21 protein-coding genes and 2 pseudogenes are annotated in these 21,913 nt (G+C 47.5%); 17 read left to right on the top strand and 6 right to left on the bottom strand.

All coding sequences use genetic code 11. From position 1 onward, the window contains the following. Positions 1 to 34: 34 nt before the first annotated feature. Positions 35 to 2,602 carry a DNA mismatch repair protein MutS gene (mutS, locus tag ACLJZ5_RS13450; RefSeq protein WP_001005807.1) on the bottom strand — a complete coding sequence of 856 codons (2,568 nt, stop codon included), beginning with the start codon at positions 2,600 to 2,602 and terminating at the stop codon, positions 35 to 37. A 158-nt stretch (positions 2,603 to 2,760) separates the two neighbouring features. On the opposite strand from mutS, the gene ACLJZ5_RS13445 reads away from it, so the two are divergent. Then, entirely contained in the window at positions 2,761 to 3,282 is a 522-nt protein-coding gene (locus tag ACLJZ5_RS13445; RefSeq protein WP_024797827.1) for a hypothetical protein, read from the top strand. 171 nt (positions 3,283 to 3,453) lie between these two features. Here ACLJZ5_RS13445 and pphB read toward each other — a convergent pair whose 3' ends face one another. Next, complete coding sequence (pphB, locus tag ACLJZ5_RS13440) at positions 3,454 to 4,110, bottom strand: protein-serine/threonine phosphatase (protein ID WP_000420447.1); 657 nt, start codon at positions 4,108 to 4,110, stop codon at positions 3,454 to 3,456. Between the two features lie 225 nt (positions 4,111 to 4,335). Between pphB and ACLJZ5_RS13435 the strand changes: the two are divergent. Continuing rightward, positions 4,336 to 4,760, top strand: a pseudogene (locus ACLJZ5_RS13435) (transposase); the annotation flags it as partial. Between the two features lie 72 nt (positions 4,761 to 4,832). Here the strand turns inward: ACLJZ5_RS13435 and ACLJZ5_RS13430 are convergent. The 4 genes and pseudogenes from ACLJZ5_RS13430 to invH form a co-directional block, all read right to left on the bottom strand. Next, positions 4,833 to 4,925, bottom strand: a pseudogene (locus tag ACLJZ5_RS13430) (GNAT family N-acetyltransferase); the annotation flags it as partial. Positions 4,926 to 4,974: 49 nt separating this feature from the next. Beyond that, positions 4,975 to 5,322 carry a DUF1493 family protein gene (locus ACLJZ5_RS13425; protein ID WP_001555786.1) on the bottom strand — a complete coding sequence of 116 codons (348 nt, stop codon included), beginning with the start codon at positions 5,320 to 5,322 and terminating at the stop codon, positions 4,975 to 4,977. Further along, positions 5,307 to 5,756, bottom strand: coding sequence for an STM2901 family protein (locus tag ACLJZ5_RS13420; protein WP_023233230.1), 450 nt, complete (start codon positions 5,754 to 5,756; stop codon positions 5,307 to 5,309). The genes ACLJZ5_RS13425 and ACLJZ5_RS13420 overlap by 16 nt, the downstream gene beginning before the upstream one ends. Before the next feature lie 431 nt (positions 5,757 to 6,187). Next, positions 6,188 to 6,631 carry an SPI-1 type III secretion system invasion lipoprotein InvH gene (gene invH / locus ACLJZ5_RS13415; protein WP_024797826.1) on the bottom strand — a complete coding sequence of 148 codons (444 nt, stop codon included), beginning with the start codon at positions 6,629 to 6,631 and terminating at the stop codon, positions 6,188 to 6,190. A 456-nt stretch (positions 6,632 to 7,087) separates the two neighbouring features. Here invH and invF point away from each other — a divergent pair, with 456 nt between their 5' ends. The 15 genes from invF to sipB all read left to right on the top strand — a co-directional run bounded on the left by invF (position 7,088) and on the right by sipB (position 21,906). Next, positions 7,088 to 7,738, top strand: a complete 651-nt coding sequence (invF, locus tag ACLJZ5_RS13410; protein WP_023197265.1) for a type III secretion system transcriptional activator InvF — start codon at positions 7,088 to 7,090, stop codon at positions 7,736 to 7,738. Beyond that, positions 7,735 to 9,423 carry a type III secretion system outer membrane ring protein InvG gene (gene invG, locus ACLJZ5_RS13405; protein ID WP_000848101.1) on the top strand — a complete coding sequence of 563 codons (1,689 nt, stop codon included), beginning with the start codon at positions 7,735 to 7,737 and terminating at the stop codon, positions 9,421 to 9,423. Before invF ends, invG begins: the two co-directional genes overlap by 4 nt. Beyond that, a complete protein-coding gene (gene invE / locus ACLJZ5_RS13400; protein ID WP_000612171.1) occupies positions 9,420 to 10,538 on the top strand; it encodes a type III secretion system gatekeeper InvE in 1,119 nt (372 codons plus the stop codon). Before invG ends, invE begins: the two co-directional genes overlap by 4 nt. A 24-nt stretch (positions 10,539 to 10,562) precedes the next feature. Continuing rightward, positions 10,563 to 12,620: a type III secretion system export apparatus protein InvA gene (gene invA, locus ACLJZ5_RS13395; RefSeq protein WP_024797825.1), complete on the top strand. Its 2,058-nt coding sequence runs from the start codon at positions 10,563 to 10,565 to the stop codon at positions 12,618 to 12,620. A gap of 23 nt (positions 12,621 to 12,643) precedes the next feature. Next, entirely contained in the window at positions 12,644 to 13,051 is a 408-nt protein-coding gene (spaK, locus tag ACLJZ5_RS13390; RefSeq protein WP_001164066.1) for an SPI-1 type III secretion system chaperone SpaK, read from the top strand. Then, positions 13,048 to 14,343 carry a SctN family type III secretion system ATPase InvC gene (gene invC / locus ACLJZ5_RS13385; protein ID WP_000856766.1) on the top strand — a complete coding sequence of 432 codons (1,296 nt, stop codon included), beginning with the start codon at positions 13,048 to 13,050 and terminating at the stop codon, positions 14,341 to 14,343. The genes spaK and invC overlap by 4 nt, the downstream gene beginning before the upstream one ends. After that, positions 14,321 to 14,764 carry an SPI-1 type III secretion system protein SpaM gene (gene spaM / locus ACLJZ5_RS13380; RefSeq protein WP_000555884.1) on the top strand — a complete coding sequence of 148 codons (444 nt, stop codon included), beginning with the start codon at positions 14,321 to 14,323 and terminating at the stop codon, positions 14,762 to 14,764. The genes invC and spaM overlap by 23 nt, the downstream gene beginning before the upstream one ends. Further along, on the top strand, positions 14,764 to 15,774 hold the full coding sequence (spaN, locus tag ACLJZ5_RS13375) for an SPI-1 type III secretion system protein SpaN (protein ID WP_001645913.1): 1,011 nt from the start codon (positions 14,764 to 14,766) through the stop codon (positions 15,772 to 15,774). Before spaM ends, spaN begins: the two co-directional genes overlap by 1 nt. After that, positions 15,774 to 16,685: an SPI-1 type III secretion system protein SpaO gene (spaO, locus tag ACLJZ5_RS13370; RefSeq protein WP_000058734.1), complete on the top strand. Its 912-nt coding sequence runs from the start codon at positions 15,774 to 15,776 to the stop codon at positions 16,683 to 16,685. Before spaN ends, spaO begins: the two co-directional genes overlap by 1 nt. Beyond that, positions 16,675 to 17,349: an SPI-1 type III secretion system export apparatus protein SpaP gene (spaP, locus tag ACLJZ5_RS13365; protein ID WP_000526016.1), complete on the top strand. Its 675-nt coding sequence runs from the start codon at positions 16,675 to 16,677 to the stop codon at positions 17,347 to 17,349. The genes spaO and spaP overlap by 11 nt, the downstream gene beginning before the upstream one ends. 25 nt (positions 17,350 to 17,374) lie before the next feature. Then, on the top strand, positions 17,375 to 17,635 hold the full coding sequence (gene spaQ, locus ACLJZ5_RS13360; RefSeq protein ID WP_000342503.1) for an SPI-1 type III secretion system export apparatus protein SpaQ: 261 nt from the start codon (positions 17,375 to 17,377) through the stop codon (positions 17,633 to 17,635). Between the two features lie 3 nt (positions 17,636 to 17,638). Next, positions 17,639 to 18,430: an SPI-1 type III secretion system export apparatus protein SpaR gene (spaR, locus tag ACLJZ5_RS13355; RefSeq protein ID WP_000498965.1), complete on the top strand. Its 792-nt coding sequence runs from the start codon at positions 17,639 to 17,641 to the stop codon at positions 18,428 to 18,430. Next, positions 18,417 to 19,487: an SPI-1 type III secretion system export apparatus protein SpaS gene (spaS, locus tag ACLJZ5_RS13350; RefSeq protein ID WP_024797824.1), complete on the top strand. Its 1,071-nt coding sequence runs from the start codon at positions 18,417 to 18,419 to the stop codon at positions 19,485 to 19,487. Before spaR ends, spaS begins: the two co-directional genes overlap by 14 nt. A gap of 137 nt (positions 19,488 to 19,624) precedes the next feature. Then, positions 19,625 to 20,122 carry a SycD/LcrH family type III secretion system chaperone SicA gene (sicA, locus tag ACLJZ5_RS13345; RefSeq protein WP_000386309.1) on the top strand — a complete coding sequence of 166 codons (498 nt, stop codon included), beginning with the start codon at positions 19,625 to 19,627 and terminating at the stop codon, positions 20,120 to 20,122. 2 nt (positions 20,123 to 20,124) lie between these two features. Beyond that, a complete protein-coding gene (gene sipB / locus ACLJZ5_RS13340; protein WP_000245782.1) occupies positions 20,125 to 21,906 on the top strand; it encodes an SPI-1 type III secretion system needle tip complex protein SipB in 1,782 nt (593 codons plus the stop codon). Positions 21,907 to 21,913 lie beyond the last annotated feature (7 nt).

Genomic DNA, 21,913 nt, shown 5'->3' with positions numbered 1-21,913 from the left:
GCCCGATAACGCGGCGCTATCAGGCCCGACACGTTTACACCAGACTTTTCAGCCGATAGATCCACTCCAGCGCCTGGCGTGGCGTCAGGGAGTCCGGATCGAGATTCTCCAGCGCTTCAACGGCGGGCGATGTCTCCTCCGGGGCGGCAAGCAACGACATTTGCGTGCCGTCCACCTGCGTTGCCGCCGCATTGGGCGAGATGCTCTCCAGCTCGCGGAGTTTTTGGCGCGCGCGTTTGATGACTTCTTTAGGGACGCCCGCAAGCGCCGCGACCGCCAGGCCATAGCTCTTACTTGCCGCGCCGTCCTGCACGCTGTGCATAAACGCGATAGTATCGCCGTGTTCCAGCGCATCCAGGTGGACGTTCGCCACGCCTTCCATTTTCTCCGGTAATTGGGTCAGCTCGAAGTAGTGGGTAGCGAACAGCGTTAACGCTTTAATCTTATTCGCGAGATTCTCCGCGCAGGCCCAGGCCAACGACAGCCCGTCATACGTGGAGGTACCGCGCCCGATTTCATCCATCAATACCAGACTGTTTTCCGTGGCATTATGCAGAATGTTCGCGGTTTCGGTCATCTCCACCATAAAGGTCGAACGCCCGGAAGCCAGGTCGTCCGCTGCGCCGACGCGGGTAAAAATACGGTCGATGGGGCCGATTTCCACGTTTTGCGCCGGAACGTAACTGCCGATATAGGCCAGCAGGGCGATCAATGCCGTTTGTCGCATATAGGTACTTTTACCGCCCATATTGGGGCCGGTAATGATCAACATCCGGCGCTGCGGCGACAGATTGAGCGGGTTAGCGATAAACGGCTCATTCAGTACCTGTTCAACCACCGGGTGGCGACCTTCGGTAATACGGATACCGGGTTTATCGGTAAATGTCGGGCAGGTGTAATTCAGCGTCCAGGCGCGTTCGGCCAGGTTAACCAGCACATCCAGCTCCGCCAGCGCGTTGGCGCTCTGCTGTAAATCGGCCAGATGCGGCAACAGCAGATCAAACAATTCGTCATATAGCTGTTTTTCCAGCGCCAGCGCTTTGCCTTTCGAGGTCAGAACTTTATCTTCGTACTCTTTTAGCTCAGGAATAATGTAGCGTTCGGCATTTTTCAGCGTCTGGCGACGCACATAATTGATGGGCGCCAGATGGCTTTGACCACGGCTAATCTGAATGTAATAACCATGTACCGCGTTATAGCCGACTTTCAGCGTATCCAGCCCGGTACGCTCGCGCTCGCGAATTTCCAGACGATCGAGATAATCGGTGGCGCCGTCCGCCAGCGCGCGCCATTCGTCCAGCTCTTCATGGTAGCCGGGCGCAATAACGCCGCCGTCGCGGACCAGTACCGGCGGCGCGTCAATAATGGCGCGTTCCAGGAGGTCGCGCAGCTCGGCGAAATCGCCCATTTTTTTACGTAACGCCTGTACCGGCGCGCTGTCAACGGTTTCAAGCTGAGCGTGCAATTCCGGCAGTTGCTGGAAGGCGTGACGCATTCGGGCGAGATCGCGCGGACGCGCGGTGCGCAGCGCCAGACGCGCAAGGATACGCTCCAGATCGCCGACCTGACGCAGCACCGGTTGCAGTTCGCTGACGGTGTCCTGCAAGGCGCCGATGGTCTGCTGGCGTTCACGCAATATGTCGGTATTTCGTACCGGCATATGCAGCCAGCGTTTAAGCATTCGGCTACCCATTGGCGTCACGGTACAGTCAAGCACCGCGGCGAGGGTATTTTCGACACCGCCGGCCAGGTTCTGGGTAATTTCCAGATTGCGGCGGGTCGCGGCATCCATAATGATGCTGTCCTGCTGGCGTTCCATCGTAATGGAACGAATATGCGGCAGGGAGGTGCGCTGGGTATCTTTTACGTACTGTAACAGGCAGCCTGCCGCACATAATCCACGCGAGGCATTTTCGACGCCGAAACCAACCAGATCCCGCGTACCGAATTGCAGATTTAACTGCTGGCGGGCGGTATCAATCTCAAACTCCCACAACGGGCGACGGCGCAGACCCCGGCGTCCCTCTATTAACGCCATTTCAGCAAAATCTTCGGCATACAACAGTTCGGCGGGATTGGTGCGCTGCAGCTCTGCGGCCATCGTTTCACGGTCGGCGGGTTCGCTCAGACGAAAGCGCCCAGAGCTGATATCCAGCGTGGCGTAACCGTAGCCTTTACCATCCTGCCAGATAGCCGCCAGCAGGTTATCCTGACGCTCCTGTAACAGGGCTTCATCGCTGATGGTGCCAGGCGTAACGATACGCACGACCTTACGTTCAACGGGACCTTTGCTGGTGGCCGGATCGCCAATCTGTTCGCAAATAGCGACGGATTCGCCCTGATTGACCAGTTTCGCGAGGTAGTTTTCTACGGCGTGGTGCGGGATTCCCGCCATAGGGATAGGTTCGCCAGCCGATGCGCCGCGTTTGGTCAGCGAAATATCGAGCAACTGCGACGCACGCTTTGCGTCGTCATAAAACAGCTCGTAAAAGTCTCCCATACGATAAAAGAGCAGGATCTCCGGATGCTGGGCTTTCAGCTTGAGATACTGCTGCATCATCGGGGTGTGGTTGGAGAAGTCCTTATCAAATGACTCATTCATATTGATTTTACTCGTTTTTTTATTCTTTCAAGTGCTCATGTGGCCCCGGGTAAAACCCTTATAAACTCACATAAACCCATAAATTTGTAGCTCACCTGTAGCCTAAAATGTGACAGGTTACATTCTCATCATTCCTGGACTACAACAGGGGTGATACTTTGAAAACAACTCTCAGCCAGCCTTTCATTATCAACAAGTTAAGTATCAATGTTAAGCCTGCACTCAGTCGCTCTGGAAAAATCGTTTTCGAAGCTAACCCAGCTCAAAAACTCTACATTGTTTTCGATGACCACAGAGAAGCTCCTGCTGGTTTCGGGGTAAAAGCCAGTTTGACGAAAAAAACCTACGTAATCCAGCGAAGAGTAGCCTCGTCAGATCGTAATGTCAGTGAGGGTAGGAAGCCAAGTTCTGTCTTGAAAGTAAAAGTTGGAAATGTGTTCGATTTTCCAAATATTGACGAAACAAGGCAAGCTGCCAGGCAATTAGTTCAGACCATGCTCGCAACAAAGAGAAATCCCAACAAAATTAAGAGGGAAACGGATGCTTCCAAACTCGAGACTGTAATCAAGATTGTGTTGCATGAAGGCAAGCCGATCCATTTCGCCACCACGGTTATTGCGCTTTCTTCCGATAGGTATCTGGAGCTGTGCGATCTTTACTCTTCTCAGGCGATCGAGTAACTACCTGCGTCGGATTACGGCTTCGTTTTTTTGGCCTGCGATCTTAATGCTGAAATGGGCAGAAAAACGCGAAATTTAGACGCTATTACGAATGGGCAATGGTATTTATTGAAGGCTATATCATTGCCCATAATGCAGGGAGGGTTGATATTATATAATTCTATTTCCAGATTACTTTATTTTAAAAAAAGACAGATTGCCTGAACAGAAAGAACCTGTGTCAATGTAGATTTGATTGGCGAATGTTGTTGTGTAGTCAACAATCATATGGCCGAAGATAAAAGTATCCGCACCGCGTATTGGATGGATATTCCCCTGTAACGAACCAAGCAGACGATCGCGTGACCATAGAACGCCATCAATATCAACTTGCTTCCCATAATCGTAGCTGTCATCTGGATAATCGGCATGGGCAATCACGTACTTCTTTGAGGACGTTTCAACTTCTATGATGTGAGGACGCTGCTTAAAAGTTAGTAATAGGTCAGTGGCTTCTTGCCTGTCTTTTTCGGTGACCGAGTCGTACCAGTAACCACCGTTTACATACCAGAAATTGCCATCCTGTGTTTCAAAAGCGTCAAGCGCCATAGCTTCATGATTACCCACTACAGAAATAAACCATGGGGTATTTAACAGTTTCAGTGTTTCAAGGTTTTCTTTTCCTCGATCAATGTTATCTCCAGTGGAGATCAATAGATCGGTATCAGGAGAGAAATTTAATTGAGCCAGTCTTGATAACAATAAGGAGTAACATCCATGAATATCACCAACGACCCAAATGTGGCGATAGAGATCGCTGTTGATGTCAGCATAACGGATTAATTCCATGATGTTCCTATAGCACAATTTTGGAGGCTGGTATTATAACAAAGAAATAGGGTAATATTAATTTTATTCTTTAAAATACACAGTTATTAAAATAGCCTACAAGCTAGAAATGAACAGATAATATATATTTTATGAATCGGTTAATTAAAGTAAACGATGTGCTTGAAAAATGCACGATTTCTCGCGCAACACTTTCCTGATTAATTGCAAAGGCATTCTTTCCCGCTCAACGGCACGACGGATACGCAGGCACTGCCGGGGCTGATTAGCCAGACTCACTGTAAAATCAGGGAAGCCTCGGCTGACGGCGCTTATGACACGCGCTATTGCCATGATGTGTTGTTGAGGAAAAAAATCAGGCCATTAATCCCGCCACGAAGCGGTGCGCGATATTGGCCGGGCAAGTACCATGAGCGTAACCACGCGGTGGCAAATCAACATCTGAGCGGCAGCAATGAGGTTTGGAAAAGAAAGTGGGCTATCACCGTCGTTCAGTAGTGGAAACAGCGATGTTCCGTATTAAAACCTTGCTGGGCGGCTATCTGAGTCTGCGGAACTATGACGCGCAGGTGGGTGAAGCGATGGCGATGCTCAAGGCGCTGAACTGGATGACGTTGTTGGCAATGCCGACCAGCGTCAGGCTCGTATAACGAGTGCTCCGGTGGGAGTCCTGTATCCTTATCGTTGGCCGATTCTGAATTATTCAACAAAGCCTCATGTTGTCATAACCTACCAGATGCAGATAAAGTAGCATAAAGCGTTTTAAACGACAGCAACAAGGAAAGGGGTTGATCGTTTAATGATACTGCGCCAAATAACAAAATTCATAGTAATTAACTCCTGATTAATTCGACATATTTTTCACTAATCATAAAGCCATTTCCCAGCTTTCGCTGACTCAGAAAACATTCTGATTGTTAAAGGTGTACGAGTTCGTTCTACATCTTCCCGTTTTAATTTAAACCATCGTGTAAGCAGTGGAGTATTCTCCCAGGGAAAATAACACGACCATTTAACTTGTGATAAATCTACATTAAATTTTTTTTCAAATTTATCCAAAGCTTCATGCAGGTCATCGCCTGGAGCTTCAAATAAATCAGAATCAAGTTCTAAAGGGATTTCTTTCCAATTGCTGTCTAAATATCCGGGAATCTCTTCACGGAAGAGTGCTAACACCTCTTGCTGAATTGTGTCCATCAAAAGGATGTCCATTGTATACGATCTTTAGGGCGTGCTATTAGGTTGTATTTTGCCTGAGTTCTCCTTGATACCTGGTAAATTGAATTCACAAGACCAACCCAACCTAACCATGGAACATATCGTGCTATGACTGCGGCAAGATTATTTGTTTTTCGCATTCTTATACCAACGGGTGTAGGAACTCTAATACCGAAAGGAGTTTGTGCATTTCGTAAAAGCATTCTCCCATACCTGGAGATAACACTTGTCCCTTTGATTGCCTCTCCCGGTTTCGTTCTGGTTTTTAACCACGGTTGCCCGGCGAGGATAGCAGCACCTGACTCAATGCCAATCCCAAGTTCATCACAAAATTGCTCAAGGAAAATTACATCAAATAGTTCACCTGCTGACAGGTTCGATTGTCCGTGGTAGAAGTAGGTTCCGTTTAGTTCTTCTGTCGTATCCATTCAATCACCTTATAGACTGTTTGCCATTCATTCCAGACATCGGGACGTTTCTGCCGCTATACTAGCCTGGTAGTCAATACGCTGTCACAGGTAAAAAGAACGTTATCCGCGAAAAGTGGATGGGGTATCGTAAGAATGCCAACATGTGGGGCAAGAGGGGGATGTTAGTTTACCGCGATATACGAGACGATAGTTTGTCAGTATAAGTTTCGGCTATTTTCCCGAGTCTGGGAGGCAGTTCTTTATCGCAAATAAAAAAAGCAGCAGCGAGGTGCTGCTGTATCAAAAAGCAGATTGATAAATGCAACGTAAGAGACAAATGGCCAACCGTAAAAGTGACCATAGCTATAATAATTATATTGATATTAAGTGGCAATGCAAAATATGGTCTTAATTATATCATGATGAGTTCAGCCAACGGTGATATGGCCTTATAAGGCTTGCAGTCTTTCATGGGCAGCAAGTAACGTCTGATATATGCTTAAATTCTTACTTCCGGGTTCAAGCAAAACTTTTTTAAATTCGGTCATGAGTTGCTCTTCATCTTCTTTCGAACGCATGTATTGTGGATGTTCCTGGAAGAAGGTGAGCGCCTGCTCTTTGGTTTGTTTATATTTTTCGCAAAAAATGCTTGAGCTGATTGCGCTATTTTTTGATGCGGAATTATCAGCGTTCTGGTTTGATAATGATTTATTCTTCGCAAGGTCTGACGGCACATACGGAAGAGACTGACACTCATCAATACTATTTGCGTTGGCCAGTTGCTCTTCCTGAGCGCCAGGTTGCTGTACCGGTTTGCTCACGGAGGAAGGGAGGGGCACCTGGGCACAGCCGATCAGTAAAAAGACAGGAAGACAGCTATAAAATTTTTTCATATTAACTCCAACTACAGAAGAATGAGGCGCCATGTTTTTACACAACCGTCAGAACGTTATCTGACAATAGTTATAAGGGGGCGAATGCGTTTCAGGAATGCTAGCAAAAAAAACTCCTGATATAAATAATTAATTCTCCATCCCGATGACAATATCTGAATTTTTGCTGCTGTAGAACAATAAGCCAGAATTTATATTCTATGAGCTGATTTTCTATTTAAAATCAGCGAGCGCTGTGCAAGTTGGCTAATTTAATTAGCGGGTGGCATCAGTTTCATAATGATTGCATCAGGATTTTGCCACCAGCTCCCGGTATTGTTTACATATTAAAATGATTTTTAACTGGTGCTGACAACTATGCTAAATACGCAGGAAGTACTTAAAGAAGGAGAGAAGCGGAAAATCCGCAGCCCGGAAGCATGGTTTATACAGACGTGTTCCGCGCAAAAGCTGCATATGTCATTTTCTGAAGGCCGACACAATGAAAACTGCCTGATTCAGGAAGGCGCGCTGCTTTTTTGCGAGCAGGCTGTTGTCACACCAGTATCAGGAGACCTGGTTTTTCAACCGTTAAAAATTGAAGTACTCAGCAAATTACTGGCATTTATCGATGGCGCAGGATTAGTGGACACGACATATGCTGAATCCGATAAATGGGTTTTGCTGAGTCCTGAGTTTCGCGCTATTTGGCAAGATCGTAAACGCTGCGAGTACTGGTTTTTGCAGCAAATTATTACGCCTTCTCCGGCCTTCAATAAGGTACTGGCGCTGTTACGAAAAAGCGAGAGTTACTGGTTAGTTGGCTATTTACTTGCTCAGTCAACCAGCGGCAACACGATGAGAATGCTGGGAGAAGACTATGGCGTTTCTTATACCCATTTTCGTCGTTTGTGCAGCAGAGCGTTGGGCGGAAAAGCGAAGAGTGAATTACGAAACTGGCGTATGGCGCAATCGCTGCTGAATAGTGTAGAAGGCCACGAGAACATCACCCAATTAGCCGTTAATCATGGTTACTCATCGCCTTCACATTTTTCTAGTGAGATCAAAGAGCTGATCGGCGTTTCGCCGCGGAAATTATCAAATATTATTCAATTGGCAGACAAATGAAGACACATATTCTTTTGGCCAGAGTGCTGGCATGTGCCGCGCTTGTTCTGGTTGCACCTGGTTATTCTAGTGAAAAAATACCTGTAACGGGAAGTGGGTTTGTTGCGAAAGACGATAGCCTGCGGACATTTTTCGATGCCATGGCGCTACAGCTAAAGGAGCCTGTCATTGTTAGCAAAATGGCGGCACGAAAAAAAATTACGGGCAACTTTGAGTTTCACGATCCTAACGCATTACTGGAGAAGCTTTCCCTACAACTGGGGCTGATTTGGTATTTCGATGGGCAGGCTATCTATATTTATGACGCCAGTGAAATGCGCAATGCCGTGGTTTCTTTACGCAACGTCTCACTCAATGAGTTCAACAATTTTCTAAAACGCTCAGGTTTATATAACAAAAATTACCCGCTACGTGGCGATAACCGTAAAGGAACATTCTATGTTTCAGGGCCACCCGTCTATGTTGATATGGTGGTCAACGCCGCCACCATGATGGACAAGCAAAACGATGGTATTGAGCTGGGACGCCAGAAAATAGGGGTGATGCGTCTGAACAATACCTTCGTGGGCGATCGTACCTACAATCTGCGCGATCAGAAAATGGTTATTCCCGGTATTGCTACGGCCATTGAAAGGTTATTGCAGGGAGAAGAGCAACCCTTAGGTAATATTGTCAGTAGCGAACCCCCGGCGATGCCAGCGTTTTCAGCGAATGGAGAAAAAGGTAAAGCAGCAAATTATGCCGGTGGCATGAGTCTGCAGGAAGCTTTAAAGCAAAATGCCGCGGCGGGCAATATTAAAATCGTGGCCTATCCGGATACCAACAGTTTGTTAGTAAAGGGAACGGCTGAGCAGGTGCATTTTATCGAAATGCTGGTTAAAGCGCTGGATGTCGCCAAACGTCACGTAGAATTATCCCTGTGGATTGTCGATCTTAATAAAAGCGATCTGGAGCGTTTGGGCACTTCATGGAGCGGCAGCATTACTATTGGGGACAAACTTGGCGTGTCATTAAACCAGTCTTCAATAAGTACCCTTGATGGCAGTCGATTCATCGCCGCGGTAAATGCGTTAGAAGAGAAGAAACAGGCGACGGTGGTTTCGCGCCCGGTATTACTGACTCAGGAAAATGTTCCCGCTATTTTTGATAACAACAGAACGTTTTACACCAAGCTGATTGGGGAACGTAATGTGGCGCTTGAGCATGTAACATACGGAACAATGATCCGAGTGCTGCCCCGTTTTTCCGCAGATGGTCAGATAGAAATGTCGCTGGACATTGAAGATGGCAACGATAAGACGCCGCAATCCGATACTACCACCTCCGTAGATGCGTTACCCGAAGTCGGGCGAACGTTAATTAGCACTATTGCGAGAGTTCCGCACGGAAAAAGTTTGCTGGTCGGTGGTTATACACGGGATGCAAATACCGATACTGTCCAAAGTATTCCGTTTTTAGGCAAATTACCGCTTATTGGTAGCCTGTTCCGTTATTCCAGTAAGAATAAAAGTAATGTTGTTCGTGTGTTCATGATTGAACCAAAAGAAATTGTCGACCCGTTAACGCCGGATGCCAGCGAATCGGTAAACAATATTCTGAAGCAAAGCGGTGCCTGGAGTGGGGACGATAAGTTACAGAAATGGGTTCGTGTTTATCTGGATAGAGGTCAGGAGGCAATTAAATGATTCCTGGCTCAACCTCCGGTATTTCATTTTCCAGAATATTGTCCCGGCAGACATCTCATCAGGATGCGACCCAGCATACTGATGCGCAACAGGCGGAAATACAACAGGCCGCAGAGGATTCGTCTCCAGGAGCGGAAGTACAAAAATTTGTCCAGTCGACGGACGAAATGTCAGCGGCGCTGGCGCAATTTCGTAACCGTCGCGATTATGAAAAAAAATCCAGTAATTTATCTAACAGTTTTGAACGCGTGCTGGAGGATGAGGCTTTACCGAAGGCGAAGCAAATATTAAAGCTAATTAGCGTACATGGCGGCGCGTTAGAAGATTTTTTACGTCAGGCGCGTAGCTTATTTCCTGACCCCAGTGATTTAGTCCTTGTGTTACGCGAATTGCTTCGTCGTAAAGACCTGGAAGAGATCGTGCGGAAAAAGCTGGAGTCGTTACTTAAGCACGTTGAAGAGCAAACCGATCCGAAGACCCTCAAGGCAGGGATTAATTGTGCGTTGAAGGCCCGGCTTTTTGGGAAAACATTATCGTTAAAACCAGGCTTATTGCGCGCCAGCTATCGGCAATTTATCCAGAGTGAATCACATGAAGTGGAGATTTACTCTGACTGGATAGCCAGTTATGGCTATCAACGTCGACTGGTGGTACTGGATTTTATCGAGGGTTCGCTATTAACCGATATTGACGCGAATGACGCCAGCTGTTCGCGTCTGGAGTTTGGCCAGCTTTTACGACGTCTGACGCAACTTAAAATGTTGCGCTCCGCTGATCTACTGTTTGTGAGTACGTTGTTATCGTATTCGTTTACCAAAGCGTTTAATGCGGAGGAGTCGTCGTGGCTACTACTGATGCTTTCGCTATTGCAACAGCCACATGAAGTGGATTCGCTGTTAGCCGATATTATAGGTTTGAATGCGTTATTGCTTAGTCATAAAGAACATGCATCCTTTTTGCAGATATTTTATCAAGTATGTAAAGCCATACCCTCTTCACTCTTTTATGAAGAATATTGGCAGGAAGAATTGTTAATGGCGTTACGTAGTATGACCGATATTGCCTACAAGCATGAAATGGCAGAACAGCGTCGTACTATTGAAAAGCTGTCTTAATTTAATATTAACAGGATACCTATAGTGCTGCTTTCTCTACTTAACAGTGCTCGTTTACGACCTGAATTACTGATTCTGGTACTAATGGTGATGATCATTTCTATGTTCGTCATTCCATTACCTACCTATCTGGTTGATTTCCTGATCGCACTGAATATCGTACTGGCGATATTGGTGTTTATGGGGTCGTTCTACATTGACAGAATCCTCAGTTTTTCAACGTTTCCTGCGGTACTGTTAATTACCACGCTCTTTCGTCTGGCATTATCGATCAGTACCAGCCGTCTGATCTTGATTGAAGCCGATGCCGGTGAAATTATCGCCACGTTCGGGCAATTCGTTATTGGCGATAGCCTGGCGGTGGGTTTTGTTGTCTTCTCTATTGTCACCGTGGTTCAGTTTATCGTTATTACCAAAGGTTCAGAACGCGTCGCGGAAGTCGCGGCCCGATTTTCTCTGGATGGTATGCCCGGTAAACAGATGAGTATTGATGCCGATTTGAAGGCCGGTATTATTGATGCGGATGCCGCGCGCGAACGGCGAAGCGTACTGGAAAGGGAAAGCCAGCTTTACGGTTCCTTTGACGGTGCGATGAAGTTTATCAAAGGTGACGCTATTGCCGGCATCATTATTATCTTTGTGAACTTTATTGGCGGTATTTCGGTGGGGATGACCCGCCATGGTATGGATTTGTCCTCCGCCCTGTCTACTTATACCATGCTGACCATTGGTGATGGTCTTGTCGCCCAGATCCCCGCATTGTTGATTGCGATTAGTGCCGGTTTTATCGTGACTCGCGTAAATGGCGATAGCGATAATATGGGGCGGAATATCATGACGCAGCTGTTGAACAACCCATTTGTATTGGTTGTTACGGCTATTTTGACCATTTCAATGGGAACTCTGCCGGGATTCCCGCTGCCGGTATTTGTTATTTTATCGGTGGTTTTAAGCGTACTCTTCTATTTTAAATTCCGTGAAGCAAAACGTAGCGCCGCCAAACCTAAAACCAGCAAAGGCGAGCAGCCGCTCAGTATTGAGGAAAAAGAAGGGTCGTCGTTGGGACTGATTGGCGATCTCGATAAAGTCTCTACAGAAACCGTACCGTTGATATTACTTGTGCCGAAGAGCCGGCGTGAAGATCTGGAAAAAGCTCAACTTGCGGAGCGTCTACGTAGTCAGTTCTTTATTGATTATGGCGTGCGCCTGCCGGAAGTATTGTTACGCGATGGCGAGGGTCTGGACGATAACAGCATCGTATTGTTGATTAATGAGATCCGTGTTGAACAATTTACGGTCTATTTTGATTTGATGCGAGTGGTAAATTATTCCGATGAAGTTGTTTCCTTTGGCATTAATCCAACAATCCATCAGCAAGGTAGCAGTCAGTATTTCTGGGTAACGCATGGAGAGGGGGAGAAACTCCGGGAGCTTGGCTATGTGTTGCGGAACGCGCTTGATGAGCTTTACCACTGTCTGGCGGTGACGCTGGCGCGCAACGTCAATGAATATTTCGGTATTCAGGAAACAAAACATATGCTGGACCAACTGGAAGCGAAATTCCCTGATTTACTTAAAGAAGTGCTCAGACATGCCACGGTACAACGTATATCTGAAGTTTTGCAGCGTTTGTTAAGCGAACGTGTTTCCGTGCGTAATATGAAATTAATTATGGAAGCGCTCGCATTGTGGGCGCCAAGAGAAAAAGATGTCATTAACCTTGTGGAGCATATTCGTGGAGCAATGGCGCGTTATATTTGTCATAAATTCGCCAATGGCGGCGAATTACGAGCAGTAATGATATCTGCTGAAGTTGAGGATGTTATTCGCAAAGGGATCCGTCAGACCTCTGGCAGTACCTTCCTCAGCCTTGACCCGGAAGCCTCCGCTAATTTGATGGATCTCATTACACTTAAGTTGGATGATTTATTGATTGCACATAAAGATCTTGTCCTCCTTACGTCTGTCGATGTCCGTCGATTTATTAAGAAAATGATTGAAGGTCGTTTTCCAGATCTGGAGGTTTTATCTTTCGGTGAGATAGCAGATAGCAAGTCAGTGAATGTTATAAAAACAATATAAGGGCTTAATTAAGGAAAAGATCTATGCAACATTTGGATATCGCTGAATTAGTTCGTTCCGCACTGGAAGTAAGTGGTTGCGATCCTTCACTCATCGGAGGAATAGATAGCCATTCAACAATTGTTCTGGATTTATTTGCATTGCCAAGTATCTGTATCAGCGTCAAGGACGATGATGTATGGATCTGGGCGCAATTGGGTGCTGACAGCATGGTGGTATTACAACAGCGGGCTTATGAAATCTTAATGACCATAATGGAAGGATGCCATTTTGCCCGCGGCGGGCAATTACTACTGGGGGAGCAGAATGGGGAGCTAACGCTTAAAGCCTTAGTGCATCCGGATTTTTTATCTGACGGTGAAAAGTTCTCTACTGCCTTGAATGGGTTTTACAACTATCTGGAAGTTTTTAGTCGGTCGCTAATGAGATGAAAACACCTCGTTTACTGCAATATCTGGCCTACCCACAAAAAATAACCGGCCCAATTATTGAGGCGGAATTGCGCGATGTGGCCATTGGCGAACTGTGTGAAATACGCCGTGGCTGGCACCAAAAACAGGTTGTTGCACGTGCGCAGGTGGTTGGCTTACAGCGGGAACGCACCGTGCTAAGCCTTATCGGCAATGCCCAGGGGCTGAGCCGCGATGTCGTGCTTTATCCCACTGGACGTGCGTTATCGGCGTGGGTGGGATACTCGGTATTAGGCGCGGTGTTGGATCCGACGGGGAAAATCGTTGAGCGTTTTACCCCTGAAGTGGCGCCAATTAGCGAAGAACGCGTTATTGATGTCGCACCGCCTTCTTACGCTTCGCGTGTTGGCGTCCGTGAACCGCTGATTACCGGTGTGCGCGCGATTGACGGGTTATTGACCTGTGGCGTAGGCCAGCGAATGGGCATTTTTGCCTCCGCAGGATGCGGTAAGACCATGCTGATGCATATGCTGATCGAGCAAACGGAGGCGGATGTCTTTGTTATCGGTCTTATCGGTGAACGAGGCCGCGAGGTCACTGAATTCGTGGATATGTTGCGCGCTTCGCATAAGAAAGAAAAATGCGTGCTGGTTTTTGCCACTTCCGATTTCCCCTCGGTCGATCGCTGCAATGCGGCGCAACTGGCGACAACCGTAGCGGAATATTTTCGCGACCAGGGAAAACGGGTCGTGCTTTTTATTGACTCCATGACTCGTTATGCGCGTGCTTTGCGAGACGTGGCACTGGCGTCGGGAGAGCGTCCGGCCCGTCGAGGTTATCCAGCCTCCGTATTCGATAATTTGCCCCGCTTGCTGGAACGCCCCGGGGCGACCAGCGAGGGAAGCATTACTGCCTTTTATACGGTACTGCTGGAAAGCGAGGAAGAGGCGGACCCGATGGCGGATGAAATTCGCTCTATCCTTGACGGTCACCTGTATCTGAGCAGAAAGCTGGCCGGTCAGGGACATTACCCGGCAATCGATGTACTGAAAAGCGTAAGCCGCGTTTTTGGACAAGTCACGACGCCGACACATGCTGAACAGGCATCTGCCGTGCGTAAATTAATGACGCGTCTGGAAGAGCTCCAGCTTTTCATTGACTTGGGAGAATATCGTCCTGGCGAAAATATCGATAACGATCGGGCGATGCAGATGCGGGATAGCCTGAAAGCCTGGTTATGCCAGCCGGTAGCGCAGTATTCATCCTTTGATGACACGTTGAGCGGTATGAATGCATTCGCTGACCAGAATTAAAGTATTGCAGCGGCGCTGTACGGTATTTCATTCACAGTGTGAGTCGATATTACTTCGCTATCAGGATGAGGACCGCGGGCTGCAGGCCGAGGAGGAGGCGATCCTTGAACAAATAGCGGGTCTGAAATTGTTATTAGATACGCTGCGTGCAGAAAACAGACAGCTCAGTCGTGAGGAAATTTATACGTTATTACGTAAGCAGTCTATTGTTCGCCGGCAGATAAAAGATTTAGAACTCCAGATTATACAAATTCAGGAAAAACGGAGCGAGCTGGAAAAGAAAAGGGAAGAGTTTCAGAAAAAAAGTAAATATTGGTTGCGCAAAGAAGGGAACTATCAACGCTGGATAATCCGTCAGAAAAGACACTATATCCAGCGAGAGATACAGCAGGAAGAGGCCGAGTCAGAGGAGATAATTTAATGGGCGATGTGTCAGCTGTCAGTTCATCCGGGAACATTTTACTGCCGCAGCAGGATGAGGTTGGCGGTTTATCAGAAGCATTAAAAAAAGCGGTGGAAAAACATAAGACAGAATATTCCGATCATAAAAAAGATCGCGACTATGGCGATGCTTTCGTAATGCATAAAGAAACGGCTTTACCGGTATTGCTGGCGGCATGGCGACATGGCGCGCCAGCGAAATCAGAACATCACAATGGCAACGTTTCTGGTCTGCATCATAACGGAAAAGGCGAACTCAGGATTGCTGAAAAACTGTTGAAAGTCACTGCTGAAAAATCTGTCGGTTTAATTTCTGCGGAGGCCAAAGTAGATAAATCCGCAGCGTTGCTATCGTCTAAAAATAGGCCGTTAGAAAGCGTAAGTGGTAAAAAATTATCTGCTGATTTAAAAGCTGTGGAATCCGTTAGTGAAGTAACCGATAACGCCACGGGAATCTCTGACGATAATATCAAGGCATTGCCTGGGGATAATAAAGCCATCGCGGGTGAAGGCGTTCGTAAAGAGGGCGCGCCGCTGGCGCGGGATGTCGCACCTGCCCGAATGGCCGCAGCCAATACCGGTAAGCCTGACGATAAAGATCATAAAAAGGTTAAAGATGTTTCTCAGCTTCCGCTGCAACCAACCACTATCGCCGATCTTAGCCAATTAACCGGCGGCGATGAAAAAATGCCTTTAGCGGCGCAATCAAAGCCGATGATGACTATTTTTCCCACTGCCGATGGCGTGAAAGGGGAGGATAGCTCGCTGACTTACCGTTTTCAGCGCTGGGGAAATGACTATTCCGTCAATATTCAGGCGCGGCAAGCAGGGGAGTTTTCGTTAATACCGTCAAATACGCAGGTTGAACATCGTTTGCATGATCAATGGCAAAACGGTAATCCCCAGCGCTGGCACCTGACGCGAGACGATCAACAAAATCCGCAGCAGCAACAGCACAGACAGCAATCTGGCGAGGAGGATGACGCCTGATGTCATTGCGTGTGAGACAGATTGATCGTCGCGAATGGCTATTGGCGCAAACCGCGACAGAATGCCAGCGCCATGGCCGGGAAGCTACGCTGGAATATCCGACGCGACAGGGAATGTGGGTTCGGTTGAGCGATGCAGAAAAACGGTGGTCGGCCTGGATTAAACCTGGGGACTGGCTTGAGCATGTCTCTCCCGCTCTGGCGGGGGCGGCGGTTTCTGCTGGCGCTGAGCACCTGGTCGTTCCCTGGCTTGCTGCAACAGAGCGACCGTTTGAGTTGCCCGTGCCGCATTTGTCCTGTCGGCGTTTATGCGTAGAGAACCCCGTGCCGGGAAGCGCGCTGCCGGAAGGGAAATTGTTGCACATTATGAGCGATCGGGGCGGCCTGTGGTTTGAGCATCTTCCTGAACTGCCTGCAGTCGGGGGCGGCAGGCCGAAAATGCTGCGTTGGCCGTTGCGCTTTGTAATCGGTAGCAGTGATACGCAGCGTTCGTTGCTGGGCCGAATCGGGATCGGAGATGTACTCCTGATTCGTACTTCCCGTGCGGAAGTTTATTGCTACGCGAAAAAGTTAGGTCATTTCAACCGTGTTGAAGGGGGAATTATTGTGGAAACGTTAGATATTCAACATATCGAAGAAGAAAATAATACAACTGAAACTGCAGAAACTCTGCCTGGCTTGAACCAATTGCCCGTCAAACTGGAATTTGTTTTGTATCGTAAGAACGTTACCCTCGCCGAACTCGAAGCCATGGGGCAGCAACAGCTATTATCACTGCCGACCAATGCTGAACTTAACGTTGAAATTATGGCGAATGGTGTTTTGCTGGGTAATGGCGAACTGGTACAGATGAATGACACCTTAGGCGTTGAGATCCATGAATGGCTGAGCGAGTCTGGTAATGGGGAATGATATCTCATTAATTGCCTTACTGGCATTTTCCACCCTGTTGCCATTTATTATTGCGTCAGGAACCTGTTTCGTTAAATTTTCTATTGTATTTGTCATGGTGCGTAACGCCCTGGGATTGCAGCAGATACCTTCAAATATGACGCTTAACGGCGTCGCATTGCTGCTTTCTATGTTTGTTATGTGGCCAATAATGCATGATGCCTACGTCTATTTTGAGGACGAAGATGTCACCTTTAATGATATTTCGTCATTAAGTAAACACGTTGATGAAGGTCTGGATGGTTATCGCGATTATCTGATCAAATATTCAGATCGCGAGTTAGTTCAGTTTTTTGAAAACGCGCAACTGAAGCGTCAGTATGGAGAAGAGACCGAGACGGTAAAGCGTGACAAAGATGAAATTGAAAAACCATCAATATTTGCGTTATTACCTGCTTATGCGCTGAGCGAAATAAAAAGCGCGTTTAAAATTGGTTTTTATCTCTATTTGCCCTTTGTCGTCGTCGACCTGGTGGTATCCAGCGTGCTACTGGCGCTGGGGATGATGATGATGAGTCCGGTGACGATATCTACACCTATTAAGCTGGTGCTTTTTGTCGCGCTTGATGGCTGGACATTACTGTCTAAGGGATTGATTTTACAGTATATGGATATTGCAACATGACATCATTACGAGACGGGATAGTTAAATGGATGATTTAGTGTTTGCAGGTAATAAGGCGCTCTATCTTGTTTTGATCCTGTCAGGGTGGCCGACGATTGTCGCAACGATTATCGGCCTCCTGGTAGGGTTATTCCAGACGGTAACGCAATTACAGGAACAGACGCTGCCTTTTGGCATTAAATTACTTGGCGTGTGTTTATGCTTGTTTTTACTGTCTGGCTGGTATGGCGAAGTTTTACTCTCTTACGGGCGTCAGGTGATATTCCTGGCGTTGGCTAAGGGGTAAAAAATGTTTTACGCGTTGTACTTTGAAATTCATCACCTGGTTGCGTCTGCGGCACTAGGGTTTGCTCGCGTGGCGCCGATTTTTTTCTTCCTGCCGTTTTTGAATAGCGGGGTATTAAGCGGCGCGCCGAGAAACGCCATTATCATCCTGGTGGCATTGGGAGTATGGCCGCATGCATTGAACGAGGCGCCGCCGTTTTTATCGGTGGCGATGATCCCGTTAGTTCTGCAAGAAGCGGCGGTAGGCGTCATGCTGGGCTGTCTGTTGTCATGGCCTTTTTGGGTTATGCATGCGCTGGGTTGTATTATCGATAACCAGCGAGGGGCAACGCTAAGTAGCAGTATCGATCCGGCAAACGGCATTGATACCTCGGAAATGGCTAATTTCCTGAATATGTTTGCCGCTGTCGTTTATTTACAAAACGGCGGTCTGGTCACGATGGTTGACGTGTTAAATAAAAGCTATCAGCTATGCGATCCGATGAACGAGTGCACGCCTTCATTACCGCCGCTATTAACGTTTATTAATCAGGTGGCTCAAAATGCGTTGGTTCTGGCCAGTCCGGTGGTATTAGTGCTGTTGCTGTCAGAAGTATTCCTGGGTTTATTGTCGCGCTTTGCTCCGCAAATGAACGCCTTTGCGATTTCACTGACGGTAAAAAGCGGTATTGCCGTTTTAATTATGCTGCTTTATTTCTCTCCGGTACTACCGGACAATGTACTGCGACTCTCTTTCCAGGCCACAGGATTAAGCAGTTGGTTTTACGAGCGAGGGGCGACGCATGTCCTCGAATAAAACAGAAAAACCGACTAAAAAACGGCTGGAAGACTCCGCTAAAAAAGGCCAGTCATTTAAAAGTAAAGATCTCATTATCGCCTGCCTGACGCTGGGAGGAATTGCCTATCTGGTGTCGTATGGCTCATTTAATGAGTTTATGGGGTTAATTAAGATCATTATTGCGGATAATTTTGATCAGAGCATGGCTGACTACAGTTTGGCCGTTTTTGGGATAGGGTTAAAATATCTGATTCCATTTATGCTGCTCTGCTTAGTGTGTTCCGCATTACCGGCGTTATTACAGGCTGGTTTCGTGCTGGCGACAGAAGCATTAAAACCTAATTTATCGGCGTTAAACCCGGTAGAAGGGGCAAAAAAACTTTTTAGCATGCGAACGGTTAAAGATACGGTCAAAACCCTACTGTATCTCTCATCCTTTGTGGTGGCCGCCATCATTTGTTGGAAGAAATATAAGGTTGAAATCTTTTCTCAATTAAATGGCAATGTTGTGGATATTGCCGTCATTTGGCGTGAACTTCTCCTCGCGTTGGTATTAACTTGCCTTGCTTGCGCATTGATTGTCTTATTATTGGATGCTATTGCGGAATATTTCCTGACCATGAAAGATATGAAAATGGATAAGGAAGAAGTGAAGCGTGAAATGAAGGAGCAGGAAGGGAACCCAGAGGTTAAATCTAAAAGACGTGAAGTTCATATGGAAATTCTGTCTGAACAGGTGAAATCCGATATTGAAAACTCACGCCTGATTGTTGCCAACCCCACGCATATTACGATCGGGATTTATTTTAAACCCGAACTGATGCCGATTCCGATGATCTCGGTGTATGAAACGAATCAGCGCGCACTGGCCGTCCGCGCCTATGCGGAGAAGGTTGGCGTACCTGTGATCGTCGATATCAAATTGGCGCGCAGTCTTTTTAAAACCCATCGCCGTTATGATCTGGTGAGTCTGGAAGAAATTGATGAAGTTTTACGTCTTCTGGTTTGGCTGGAAGAGGTAGAAAACGCGGGCAAAGACGTTATTCAGCCACAAGAAAATGAAGTACGACATTGAGCCGCGTAAAGCAGTAGCGATGTATTCATTGGGCGTTTTTTGAATGTTCACTAACCACCGTCGGGGTTTAATAACTGCATCAGATAAACGCAGTCGTTAAGTTCTACAAAGTCGGTGACAGATAACAGGAGTAAGTAATGGATTATCAAAATAATGTCAGCGAAGAACGTGTTGCGGAAATGATTTGGGATGCCGTTAGTGAAGGCGCCACGCTAAAAGACGTTCATGGGATCCCTCAAGATATGATGGACGGTTTATATGCTCATGCTTATGAGTTTTATAACCAGGGACGACTGGATGAAGCTGAGACATTCTTTCGTTTCTTATGCATTTATGATTTTTACAATCCCGATTACACCATGGGACTGGCGGCGGTATGCCAACTGAAAAAACAATTTCAGAAAGCATGTGACCTTTATGCAGTAGCGTTTACGTTACTTAAAAATGATTATCGCCCCGTCTTTTTTACCGGGCAATGTCAATTATTAATGCGTAAGGCAGCAAAAGCCAGACAGTGTTTTGAACTTGTCAATGAACGTACTGAAGATGAGTCTCTGCGGGCAAAAGCGTTGGTCTATCTGGAGGCGCTAAAAACGGCGGAGACAGAGCAGCACAGTGAACAAGAAAAGGAATAATTATGGTAAATGACGCAAGTAGCATTAGCCGTAGCGGATATACCCAAAATCCGCGTCTCGCTGAGGCGGCTTTTGAAGGCGTTCGTAAGAACACGGACTTTTTAAAAGCGGCGGATAAAGCTTTTAAAGATGTGGTGGCAACGAAAGCGGGCGACCTTAAAGCCGGAACAAAGTCCGGCGAGAGCGCTATTAATACGGTGGGTCTAAAGCCGCCTACGGACGCCGCCCGGGAAAAACTCTCCAGCGAAGGGCAATTGACATTACTGCTTGGCAAGTTAATGACCCTACTGGGCGATGTTTCGCTGTCTCAACTGGAGTCTCGTCTGGCGGTATGGCAGGCGATGATTGAGTCACAAAAAGAGATGGGGATTCAGGTATCGAAAGAATTCCAGACGGCTCTGGGAGAGGCTCAGGAGGCGACGGATCTCTATGAAGCCAGTATCAAAAAGACGGATACCGCCAAGAGTGTTTATGACGCAGCGGCCAAAAAACTGACGCAGGCGCAGAATAAATTGCAATCGCTGGACCCGGCTGACCCCGGCTATGCACAAGCTGAAGCCGCGGTAGAGCAGGCCGGAAAAGAAGCGACAGAGGCGAAAGAGGCATTAGATAAGGCCACGGATGCGACGGTTAAAGCAGGCACAGACGCCAAAGCGAAAGCCGAGAAAGCGGATAACATTCTGACCAAATTCCAGGGAACGGCTAATGCCGCCTCTCAGAATCAGGTTTCCCAGGGTGAGCAGGATAATCTGTCTAATGTCGCCCGCCTCACTATGCTCATGGCCATGTTTATTGAGATTGTGGGCAAAAATACGGAAGAAAGCCTGCAAAACGATCTTGCGCTTTTCAACGCCTTGCAGGAAGGGCGTCAGGCGGAGATGGAAAAGAAATCGGCTGAATTCCAGGAAGAGACGCGCAAAGCCGAGGAAACGAACCGCATTATGGGATGTATCGGGAAAGTCCTCGGCGCGCTGCTAACCATTGTCAGCGTTGTGGCCGCTGTTTTTACCGGTGGGGCGAGTCTGGCGCTGGCTGCGGTGGGACTTGCGGTAATGGTTGCCGATGAAATTGTGAAGGCGGCGACAGGAGTGTCGTTTATTCAGCAGGCGCTAAACCCGATTATGGAGCATGTGCTGAAGCCGTTAATGGAGCTGATTGGCAAGGCGATTACCAAAGCGCTAGAAGGATTAGGCGTCGATAAGAAAACGGCAGAGATGGCCGGCAGCATTGTTGGTGCGATTGTCGCCGCTATTGCGATGGTAGCGGTCATTGTGGTGGTCGCAGTTGTCGGGAAAGGCGCGGCGGCGAAACTGGGTAACGCGCTGAGCAAAATGATGGGCGAAACGATTAAGAAGTTGGTGCCTAACGTGCTGAAACAGTTGGCACAAAACGGCAGCAAACTCTTTACCCAGGGGATGCAACGTATTACTAGCGGTCTGGGTAATGTGGGTAGCAAGATGGGCCTGCAAACGAATGCCTTAAGTAAAGAGCTGGTAGGTAATACCCTAAATAAAGTGGCGTTGGGCATGGAAGTCACGAATACCGCAGCCCAGTCAGCCGGTGGTGTTGCCGAGGGTGTATTTATTAAAAATGCCAGCGAGGCGCTTGCTGATTTTATGCTCGCCCGTTTTGCCATGGATCAGATTCAGCAGTGGCTTAAACAATCCGTAGAAATATTTGGTGAAAACCAGAAGGTAACGGCGGAACTGCAAAAAGCCATGTCTTCTGCGGTACAGCAAAATGCGGATGCTTCGCGTTTTATTCTGCGCCAGAGTCGCGCATAAAAACTGC

This window comes from Salmonella sp. 5800 (assembly GCF_046558195.1).
Classification (GTDB): domain Bacteria; phylum Pseudomonadota; class Gammaproteobacteria; order Enterobacterales; family Enterobacteriaceae; genus Salmonella; species Salmonella enterica.
Note: the sequence above shows the minus strand (reverse complement) of the source record. Positions and strands in the feature narration are given on the sequence as shown.

Coding starts and splice junctions, on each gene's coding strand:
- mutS (WP_001005807.1), bottom strand. CDS start 2,602: ATGAATGAGTCATTTGATAAGGACTTCTCCAACCACACCCCGATGATG.
- pphB (WP_000420447.1), bottom strand. CDS start 4,110: ATGGAATTAATCCGTTATGCTGACATCAACAGCGATCTCTATCGCCAC.
- ACLJZ5_RS13425 (WP_001555786.1), bottom strand. CDS start 5,322: ATGGACATCCTTTTGATGGACACAATTCAGCAAGAGGTGTTAGCACTC.
- ACLJZ5_RS13420 (WP_023233230.1), bottom strand. CDS start 5,756: ATGGATACGACAGAAGAACTAAACGGAACCTACTTCTACCACGGACAA.
- invH (WP_024797826.1), bottom strand. CDS start 6,631: ATGAAAAAATTTTATAGCTGTCTTCCTGTCTTTTTACTGATCGGCTGT.
- invF (WP_023197265.1), top strand. CDS start 7,088: ATGTCATTTTCTGAAGGCCGACACAATGAAAACTGCCTGATTCAGGAA.
- invG (WP_000848101.1), top strand. CDS start 7,735: ATGAAGACACATATTCTTTTGGCCAGAGTGCTGGCATGTGCCGCGCTT.
- invE (WP_000612171.1), top strand. CDS start 9,420: ATGATTCCTGGCTCAACCTCCGGTATTTCATTTTCCAGAATATTGTCC.
- spaK (WP_001164066.1), top strand. CDS start 12,644: ATGCAACATTTGGATATCGCTGAATTAGTTCGTTCCGCACTGGAAGTA.
- invC (WP_000856766.1), top strand. CDS start 13,048: ATGAAAACACCTCGTTTACTGCAATATCTGGCCTACCCACAAAAAATA.
- spaM (WP_000555884.1), top strand. CDS start 14,321: ATGCATTCGCTGACCAGAATTAAAGTATTGCAGCGGCGCTGTACGGTA.
- spaN (WP_001645913.1), top strand. CDS start 14,764: ATGGGCGATGTGTCAGCTGTCAGTTCATCCGGGAACATTTTACTGCCG.
- spaO (WP_000058734.1), top strand. CDS start 15,774: ATGTCATTGCGTGTGAGACAGATTGATCGTCGCGAATGGCTATTGGCG.
- spaP (WP_000526016.1), top strand. CDS start 16,675: ATGGGGAATGATATCTCATTAATTGCCTTACTGGCATTTTCCACCCTG.
- spaQ (WP_000342503.1), top strand. CDS start 17,375: ATGGATGATTTAGTGTTTGCAGGTAATAAGGCGCTCTATCTTGTTTTG.
- spaR (WP_000498965.1), top strand. CDS start 17,639: ATGTTTTACGCGTTGTACTTTGAAATTCATCACCTGGTTGCGTCTGCG.
- spaS (WP_024797824.1), top strand. CDS start 18,417: ATGTCCTCGAATAAAACAGAAAAACCGACTAAAAAACGGCTGGAAGAC.
- sicA (WP_000386309.1), top strand. CDS start 19,625: ATGGATTATCAAAATAATGTCAGCGAAGAACGTGTTGCGGAAATGATT.
- sipB (WP_000245782.1), top strand. CDS start 20,125: ATGGTAAATGACGCAAGTAGCATTAGCCGTAGCGGATATACCCAAAAT.